The 9483-nt window shown below is 58.6% G+C and carries 5 protein-coding genes and 1 rRNA gene; 3 read left to right on the top strand and 3 right to left on the bottom strand.

What is annotated here, in order from left to right; all coding sequences use genetic code 11:
* Window positions 1-4692, top strand: a 4692-nt coding sequence (locus tag CGA21_RS29520; protein WP_188265672.1) for an immunoglobulin-like domain-containing protein, incomplete at its 5' end; no start/stop codon positions are given.
* Between the two features lie 147 nt (window positions 4693-4839).
* Window positions 4840-5178 (top strand): hypothetical protein, encoded by a 339-nt coding sequence (locus tag CGA21_RS29515; protein WP_008064081.1) that lies wholly within the window; start codon window positions 4840-4842, stop codon window positions 5176-5178.
* Between the two features lie 98 nt (window positions 5179-5276).
* Here CGA21_RS29515 and lapD read toward each other — a convergent pair whose 3' ends face one another.
* Both lapD and lapG read right to left on the bottom strand, forming a co-directional pair.
* Entirely contained in the window at window positions 5277-7250 is a 1974-nt protein-coding gene (gene lapD, locus CGA21_RS29510; protein ID WP_188265671.1) for a cyclic di-GMP receptor LapD, read from the bottom strand.
* Between the two features lie 14 nt (window positions 7251-7264).
* Complete coding sequence (gene lapG, locus CGA21_RS29505) at window positions 7265-7960, bottom strand: cysteine protease LapG (RefSeq protein WP_110751740.1); 696 nt, start codon at window positions 7958-7960, stop codon at window positions 7265-7267.
* Window positions 7961-8156: 196 nt separating this feature from the next.
* Here lapG and CGA21_RS29500 point away from each other — a divergent pair, with 196 nt between their 5' ends.
* A complete protein-coding gene (locus CGA21_RS29500; RefSeq protein WP_110751738.1) occupies window positions 8157-8864 on the top strand; it encodes a GntR family transcriptional regulator in 708 nt (235 codons plus the stop codon).
* Between the two features lie 315 nt (window positions 8865-9179).
* On the opposite strand, the gene rrf is transcribed toward CGA21_RS29500, so the two are convergent.
* A 5S ribosomal RNA gene (gene rrf, locus CGA21_RS29495) occupies window positions 9180-9295 on the bottom strand.
* Between the last annotated feature and the right edge of the window lie 188 nt (window positions 9296-9483).

Below are 9483 nucleotides of genomic sequence, written 5' to 3'. Positions count from 1 at the left end.
GAGTCGGTCTCGGCCAACAACTTCGAGAAACTGACCCTCGGCGAGGACCAATATACGACCAAGGTCACCGACGAACCATCGGGCCAAGGCGACAAGATCACCGTCAGCATCGAAAGCAACGGCGACGTACTGGAAAACGCTGCACCGAAGTTCACGGTGAAAGTGGACCAGGTCCTCAAACAAGACCTGACCGTGACCTTGAGCAACGGCGATACCGTCGTGATCAAGGCTGGCAGCACCAGCATTCCATACGAGCTGAAAGCCCAGGGCGATGACGTCTACAAGGACGGCGAAACCATCAAGCTCAGCGTCACCGATGCTTCGGTTCCGGGCAAATCCTTCGAGAACCTGGTGCTTGGCGGCGAAGCCGTGGTGAAAGTTAGCGACACCCTCACCGAAGTCAAAGCCACCCTGACTGTGGATAAAACCACCGTCGCCGAAGGCGGCCAGATCACCTACACCGTGACCCTGACCAACGCCGCCGGCCTGCCGATGGCCAGCCACGGCGAGTTGACCTTCAAACTCACCGACGGTACCGAGATCAAGATCCCGGCCAATGGCACCAGCGGCTCTGCTGTGGTGATTGCCAAAGACGACATCTTCACCGGTGGTCAGGATGCAATCGTCAACAAGCTGGAGTCGGTCTCGGCCAACAACTTCGAGAAACTGACCCTCGGCGAGGACCAATATACGACCAAGGTCACCGACGAACCATCGGGCCAAGGCGACAAGATCACCGTCAGCATCGAAAGCAACGGCGACGTACTGGAAAACGCTGCACCGAAGTTCACGGTGAAAGTCGATCAGGTACTCAAGCAGGACCTGACCGTGACCTTGAGCAACGGCGATACCGTCGTGATCAAGGCTGGCAGCACCAGCATTCCATACGAGCTGAAAGCCCAGGGCGATGACGTCTACAAGGACGGCGAAACCATCAAGCTTAGCGTCACTGGTGCTTCCGTTCCGGGCAAATCCTTCGAGAACCTGGTGCTCGGCGGCGAAGCTGTGGTGAAAGTTAGCGACACCCTCACCGAAGTGACGGCCACCCTGAGCGTGGATAAAACCACCGTCACCGAAGGCGGCCAGATCACCTACACCGTGACCCTGACCAACACCGCTGGCCTGCCAATGGCCAGCCACAGTGAGCTGACCTTCAAGCTCAGCGACGGTACCACGGTCAAGATCCCGGCCAATGGCACCACGGGCACTGCAGTAGTTACCGCCAAGGACGACTTCTTCACTGGTGGCCAGGCCCCGATCATCAACAAGTTGGTGTCGGTCACCGGTGCTGACAACTTTGAAAAATTGACGCTCAAGGACACCACCCTGACCACCACCGTCACCGACGAGCCATCGGGCCAAGGCGACGTAACCACCGTGGGTATCAGTGGTGCGGCATCGGTCATCGAAGGCCAATCCGCGCACTACACGTTGAACCTGAGCAATACCTCTCAGGCCGAAGTCACGGTGACCCTGAAGTACACGGGTACTGCGGTCGACGGTTCAGACCTCAATGGTGTCATGACAATCAAGATTCCGGCCAACAGCAACAGCGTCGGTTTCGACATCAGCACCATCGATGACAAGCTGGTCGAAGGCTCCGAGAACTTCATCATCACCATCGACAAAGCCATCGGCGGCAACTTCGAGAATCTGGTGATCGACTCGAGCAAAACCTATGTCATCACCACCATCGTCGACAACGACCATGCACCGGTGACCACTGGCGGCGCAGTTACCGGCCTCGAAGACAAGACCCTGACCCTGACCTGGGACAACTTCAAGGTCACCGATGTCGATAACGACAGCCCGCTGGGCATCACCATCACCCAGGTAACGGGCGGTGGCGATTTGTTGTTCAACGGCGTGAAGGTGGTCGTCGGGCAGGTCATCAGCCAGGCGGATATCGCCCTGGGCAAACTGACCTTCGTGCCGGCACGCAACGAGTCGGGTGCCGATGGTTATGGCGGCACCGGGGTCGGCAACAAGGCAGCGGACTACGCGCAGATCAAGTTCAAGCCTACCGACGGTTTCAACCTGGGCAACGAAGCGACTCTGAAAGTCGACATCACTCCGCAAGCCGACGCACCCACCCTGAGTATCGCGGGTAACAACGTGAACTCGACAGGCCTGATCAAGGAGATCTGGACTGGCCTGACCGCCCTAAACACCGGCTACAACGGTACGGGCAGCGGTGCGCCGACCAACACCCTGAAATCGGTGATCGATGCGGCTGGCACTGCCAACAGCAAAGGTACCGTGACCGATGTGCAGGAAAGCAGTGTGACGGCGGGTATCGCCTCAAAAACCTCCGGCCTGATCTACCTCGAAGCCGGCAAGATCTACACCTTCAGCGGCACCGCGGACGACAGTCTGCTGGTGACGATTGGCGGCAAAAACGTGGCCAGTGCCCTGTGGGGTGCCGGCGGGACGATCAGCGGCTCGTTCACGCCGACCACCAGCGGCTACTACACCCTGGACATCTACCACCACAACCAGAGCGGCCCGGGCAGCTACGACGTCAACCTCAGGGTGGACAACGGTCCGGTGCTCGACCTGAACAATGCTGGCGTGCCGATCTACACCGGCGTCAACGACCTGATCAATGCAGGCGTGACGGTCTCCGACCTGCATGGCAGCAATGGCGAAGGCTACTACGACGGCTACAAGCTCAACACCGGGCCAGAGGGCGGCAGCATCAAACTGTCGGCCATCAGCACCGAACTGACCGACCGCGACGGCTCCGAAAGCCTGAGCGTGAAGATCGGCGGGATTCCGGCGGGCTCCGTGCTCGGCGATGGCGCGGGACATACCTTCACGGCCACCGCGAGCAATGGCGAGGCGGATGTCACCGGCTGGAACCTCGGCTCGCTGACCATCACCCCGCCGCCGTACTACAGCAACTCGTTCAACCTGACGGTGACTTCGACCTCCACCGAAATGCTGGGCGGCTCAGCGCCATCGTCGGCCGAGCTTCCGGTGACCATCTACCCAGCGACCTACAACCCGGTCATGGGCACGACCAAGGATGACAATATCGTCGGCACCGACAGCAACGACATCATCGTTGCCGACGTCGCTGGCCTAAACGTGGTTCAGGGCAAGAATTACAACATTGCGTTCATGGTCGACACTTCCGGCAGTATGGACACCTCGATCCAGGCAGCGAAGAACTCGCTGAGCCTGATGTTCAGCACCCTCAAGCAAAGCCTGGGTGCGAACACTTCGGGGACGGTCAACATTTTCCTGGCGACCTTCGATGACACCGTGAACACCACCGTTACGGTCAACCTGAATGACTCCGGCGCACTGGATCAACTCCAGGCCATCGTCAGATCGATGGCGTCTGGCGGTGGCACCAACTACGAGGACGTGTTCAAAACCACGGCCAACTTCTTCCAGAGTACTCAGGCCAAGGGCAATATCGGCGCCACCAACCTCACTTACTTCATCACTGACGGGGTGCCCACCTACTACCAATCCGGCGAATCGACCAACCCGATAGTCGCTGACTTCAAAAGCTCCAAAGTAGTCGATGGCAGACTGGATGACTACCTGAGCGTCAATAACTACAAGCTGGGCGATACCGCCTATATCACCCTGGGTGGAGTCAGCCGCCAGCTGATTACCAGCAGTGGCAAGATCAACAAGTGGTCCGAAGACTCGTCGGGCAATTGGACCAAGGACGGCACCATCGGCACGATCCGTGCGCAGGGTGACGGCACCTATGAGATCTCGTACACCGCCGGTAAAGGTAGCTACACCGACGACGATACGGCCGATAACGCCAGCAGCAGCTTCCTGTTGCTCAGTAAGTTGTCGCAGGTCGAAGCGATCGGTCTGAACGGCGCGATCAAGCCGGCCGACCTGATTCCGTTCGACACGGACAGCAAGCCACAAACCAATATCGATCCGAGCAACCTGGCCAATGCCATCCTCGGCCACACCGAGGCGACCCTGCCGGGTGACGACACGGTCAATGCGGGTGATGGCAACGACATCCTGTTCGGCGACCTGGTCAGCTTCAACGGCATTGCCGGCGAGGGTTACCAGGCGATGCAGGCGTTCGTTGCCAAGGAAACCGGCGTAGATGTCAGCAAAGTGACCACCAGCAACGTGCACCAGTACATTACAGAGCACACCGACGTGTTCGACGTGTCTGGCGCTCACGATGGCAACGACAGTCTGTTGGGTGGTGCCGGCAACGACATCATTTTCGGCCTGGGTGGCGACGACAAACTCTATGGCGGCAGCGGCAATGACCTCTTGCTCGGCGGTACCGGAAAAGACCTGCTTGAGGGTGGCGACGGCAATGACACCCTCCTTGGTGGCAAGGGTGACGACACGCTGATTGGCGGCCTGGGTGGCGATACCTTCGTCTGGAAGGCTGGCGACACCGGCACCGACGTGATCAAGGACTTCAATGCCAGCCAGGGCGACCGCATCGACCTGCGTGATCTGTTGCAGGGTGAAAGTGGCAGCACCATCGACAACTACCTGAAGATCACCACGGTGGACGGCGTATCGTCCCTGCAGGTCAATTCCGCTGGCAACTTCAACAGTGCCAACGCTACAGCGGCCAAGCCGGACGTGACGATCAAGCTCGAAGGTAACAACTGGTCCAGCGCCAACTTGCACAATCTGATTGCCGGTAGCGATCCGACGATCAAGATCGATCACAACAACAGCTGATGGCTGACTGACGGTCGCCCACAGCGGGCGGCCGTCACGTTTGCAATCAACAGCCCGGTGACGATTTCGTCATCACGCCGCATACTCGCCTGCAGTTGGCCTATGCTGCTGACAGCATGATGCTGGACCATTTCTGAGGGATGCCAAATGTTTTACGTGCAACGCGATGCGCAAGGCCAATTGGTTCGCGTGGAAGCTGCTGCCTATGCCGAAGCCACGGAAACGCTGCCAGCCGATCATCATGAAATCCAGGCCTGGTACGCCAACGAAACGATGGAGGTCAGCCTCAAGCAGCTCAAGCAAAGCGACCTGGAAATGATCCGCGTACTCGACGACTTGATCCAGGTGCTGACCAGCAAAGGCGTGATCCGTGTGACCGACCTGCCGCCGGCCGCACAGGCCAAGCTGATGGACCGGACCCAGGCCCGTGAGGCGTTGGGCGGATTAAGTCATTTGATCGATGATGATGAGGCAGGATTGATTTAGGCCTGCCGCCCTGTAGGTGTAGGAGCGAGCATGCTCCGGGCGGCGTTCCGACGAAATACCTGAGGGCGCCGCGGGGCGTCTGGTGCCCCGCGTCATCGTTACCCTCCATCGCGAGCAAGCTCGCTCCTGGGCCAAGGCTTGGGCGCACCGAACAATTGCCCTTGAACCCCATAAAGCCCCATCTCGCGAATCACCGACAATTCCCCTTCTGTCTCGACCCGCTCGGCAATCAACGGCAGGTCAATGCTGTGCGCCGCCCGCTGGATGGCCTCGATAAACAAACGCTTGTCACTCTCGCGATCAATCGCCCGGAAGTAGCTGCCATCGACCTTCAGATACGCTAACCCTAGCCGTGCCAGGTTACCGATCATGCTGAAACGTCCGCCGAAACGTTGCAGGCTCAATGAGAACCCCAACTCACGCAGGCGTCGCGTCAGCTCCTCGAGCACCGTTTGCTCCGGTAATTGTTCCTCACCGATCTCCAGCGTCAACCGCGGCCCCAGGTTGGAATGCGAACGCAATAGCTCGAAGACTTTATTCAGCGCCTGCGGGTCAGCCAGGGTAGCCGACGACAGGTTCAGCGCCAGCGACTCTTCATGGCCAGCCATCTGCTCAAGCACCAACTCCAGCATCAGGCGGTCCAGCCGCGCAGTCCAGCCAAAACGCTCCAGCCACGGCAGGAAGCGTCCGGCGGGAATGATCTGGCCCTCGGCATCAGTCAAGCGCGAAAGCACCTTGTAGTGCAGCACCAGCCGAGTGTCCTGGGCGGCAACCACCGGCTGGAAGAACAATTCGAAGCGACGTTGAGTCATGGCCTGATCGAGCAGGTTGTGCCACGCATGATGGTCTTCAGCCACATGAGTCGATGCGCCATGGTCCAGGCACGCCCAGCTCGGCTCACCCTGGCTCTGCGCCTGGGCCAATGCCTGATCCGCCAACCCGAGCGCCGCCTGCGGTGAATCGCCATGGGTAAAGGGAGCCAGTCCGATTGAGGCCACCGGCGCAACGTCGGTGGCGCCAGTGGCGTGCAGGCTCGCCAAGGCACTGTCGAGGCTGCGTGCCAATTGCAACGCTTCTTCGCGTACCAGCCCTGGCGCCAGCACGGCAAACTCACCGCCGCGAATGCGCGTGACCAGGTTTTGTGTTTCCGGGTACTTGGCGCACTCGCGAGACAATTGCAGCCCGACTGCCTTCAACAACTCATCGGTCCGCTGACCACCCAGGCGCTGATTCAAACCCGCCAGATCGTTGACCCGCAGCAACAGCAGATAACCCGAGCTGGCCTGCTCGGTATTGCTCACCCGTGCGTTCAACTGCATCTCGAAATAACGACGGTTCGCCAGCCCTGTCAGGTTGTCCTGATAAGACTCGATCCGCAGTCTTTCACTGCGCTCGGCCTGTTCCTGAAACAGTGCCTTGAGCTTCTCGACCATCTGGTTCATTGCTTGAACGACGCGGCGCAATTCGGGGGTACGCGGCAAATCCGGCAGGCTGAGGAATTCCCGGCGGGCAATCGCGTGGGATTGCTTGACCATGTAATCCAGGGGCTTCAATTGTCGACGCAACAGCAATGCACCCAAGACGGCGCTCACCGCGCCACACAGCAGCAGCCAACCAAGACTGCCCAGCGCACTCTGCCAAAGCTTGGCCAAGGCAAACATCGGGTGGCTGACCACCTCGACCCGTGCAGCCTGCTCCCAACCGCGGCTGACGATCGCATCGCCACCGGCCGCTTCCAGGCCGATCAGCTTGATGAACCATTGCGGTACATTGTTGACCGTCGGCATACCGCTGCGCTCGACGATGACTTTGTCGTCGCTCAAATCGACCACGCGGATGCTGGCGTAATACCCGCTGTCGAACAGCGAGCTGACCAGCAACTCGACCATCGCCGGATCGTCGATGTTCGGTGTCAGGGACACCGCCAAAGCCGTCGCGCCATCCTGGGCGTGAGAACGCAACTGGTTGACGTACTGGGTGCGCGAACTTTCCAGGCTGACCATGAAGCTGCCGGTAAAGGCGACCACCAGGAACAGACAGATAGCGATCAACAGCTGTTTGAACAAAGACATCTGAGCGTGAGCTCCTAGTTAGTCGTCTCGACCGGAAAACCTTCGGCCTGCATTTTTTTCAGCACATCCTGCCAACGCGACAGGCGTTTGGTATCACCAACCTTCTTGTTACCTTTGGCGCCGGGCAAGTACAGGCCTTCTGCATTGAAGGAGTAGACCGGAAGCAGATCCGTTCGCTGACTGGCGGGCTGGATCGTGTCGATCAGGCTATCGAGGACCAACGGCATCGCCTCTGGACTCGAATAGTAGGTCAGCACCATGTGTGCCCGGTTCAGACGCAGGGCCTTGACGTAGGTAATGCGCAGTTTGTCACTGGATACGCCAAGATGGCGCAGGCTGAAATACTTGGCGATAGCATAATCTTCGCAGTCGCCGGCACCTTTCCACAGGGCTTCGATTGGCGTTTCCCAATAATCGACCTGCTGCCACAAATCGATGTCTTCGACGTAGCGCAACTGCTTGTTGACGAACCGGTTGACCACGTTCAACTGTTCAAGCTCGCCAAGCTGCTTCTGGCTGGCCAGCAAATGCTGCCAATCATCCATGCGTTGCTGGCCTGGACCCAAAGGTCCGTACAATGCCTGCGCCCGACGACTGATCAGAGAAAAATCCCAATCGGCATGCAGCCCGCCGAGCATTACGCCAGCCAGCAACAACGCGCAGGACAGCCAGCGCAGCATCCGTAGAATCGGGGAAAAACGTACCGCCAATGCGAGGCATCCAGGGTAGGCAGTTGGAAAGTCGGTTGATGGTGTAGGTTAGTACGGCAAAAAACAATGGCACCGTGAGATCAGCGATGGCGCGCTAAACTTGAAATAGGTAATTTGCTGATCGTTTGACAAGCTTTCAGGCACTCACTAGTGTCAGTTGGATCCAAAATAACTCGGCCAATCAGGGTGCGTTGTAGTGACACGAAAAGCCAACCCTCTCAGCAGCATTAAGGTCAACGGCCCGATTGCGGCTCACCTGGCGCGCTCGGTCATCGAGGAAACCTTGCGTTCGGCCATCCTGGACGGTCGGCTGCCGTGTGGCATCGCTCTGCGCCAGCAAGACCTGGCCGATCTCTTCGGTGTCAGCCGCATGCCTGTGCGCGAAGCGTTGCGCCAACTCGAAGCCCAGTCATTGCTCAATGTGGTTGCCCACAAAGGTGCCGTGGTGGCCCCGCTGGTCCAGGGCGATGCAGTGGAGACCTATGCGCTGCGGATTTTACTGGAGTCCGAAGCCCTGCGCCTGTCGGTGCCATTGCTTGAGGCGGCGGATCTCGAACAGGCCGCGCTTTACATCGACCAGCTGGAGACGGAACAGGACTACACCGAAATCGGCCGGCTGAACCGCCTCTTTCATATGTCGCTCTACAGCAAGGCACCCAATCGCCGGTTGCTCAAACTGGTGGAGGACGGGTTGAACGAAGAAGAACGCTTCCTGCGCTTCAACCTTGAGGCCATGGGCCTGGGCAAGTTATCACAGGAAGATCACCGGGCCATGTGGCGGGCCGCCGAGGCGCGAGATGTCGAAGGATCTGTGAGGTTGCTGGTCAACCATCTCAATCGTGGGGTTGAGGTCATCACCCGGTACCTCAACAGTTCGGAAGCCAAGAACAGAAAAACCTCGTAGCAAAGGCAGCGGCAGGCCCGAGGGTGACTTCACTTGCCGCAACATTTCGTCGCTCATCATCCACGCATAATCTGCTTACAACATCCCCCGCCCCGGCTCCCAGCCCCGCTATAGCAAACCCCGGGCTCTTTTGCCCGTCGATGCCGCACAAGTCTGGGCGATTGTGGGTAGCTTACCGGCTTCCATCGATTCATCCCGGTGCCGTCTCACATTGAGTGACCGGTTACTCGATGAGCAATGTGCTGAAGCTCTTTTCGTAGCCCCAAAACGACAAAACCCCTGTCTGCGCTAGCAGACAGGGGTTTTGGAATTTAATCTTGACGATGACCTACTCTCACATGGGGAAACCCCACACTACCATCGGCGATGCATCGTTTCACTTCTGAGTTCGGGATGGGATCAGGTGGTTCCAACGCTCTATGGTCGTCAAGAAATTCTGTGTGCCGGTCCGTCGGTAAGGACGTGCCAGCGAAATCTTGATGTTTCTACTATAAAGACAAAACCCCTACCTGCATACGCAGATAGGGGTTTTGGAATTTAATCTTGACGATGACCTACTCTCACATGGGGAAACCCCACACTACCATCGGCGATGCATCGTTTCACTTCTGAGTTCGGG

The organism is Pseudomonas sp. PSB11, from assembly GCF_014596605.1.
GTDB classification, from domain to species: Bacteria; Pseudomonadota; Gammaproteobacteria; order Pseudomonadales; family Pseudomonadaceae; genus Aquipseudomonas; species Aquipseudomonas umsongensis.
This window is presented reverse-complemented; position numbering and strand designations above follow the sequence as displayed.

Bases quoted from the DNA above. Each gene is read 5' to 3' on its own strand.
- CGA21_RS29515 (WP_008064081.1), top strand. From the start codon at position 4,840: ATGTTTTACGTGCAACGCGATGCGCAAGGCCAATTGGTTCGCGTGGAA.
- lapD (WP_188265671.1), bottom strand. From the start codon at position 7,250: ATGTCTTTGTTCAAACAGCTGTTGATCGCTATCTGTCTGTTCCTGGTG.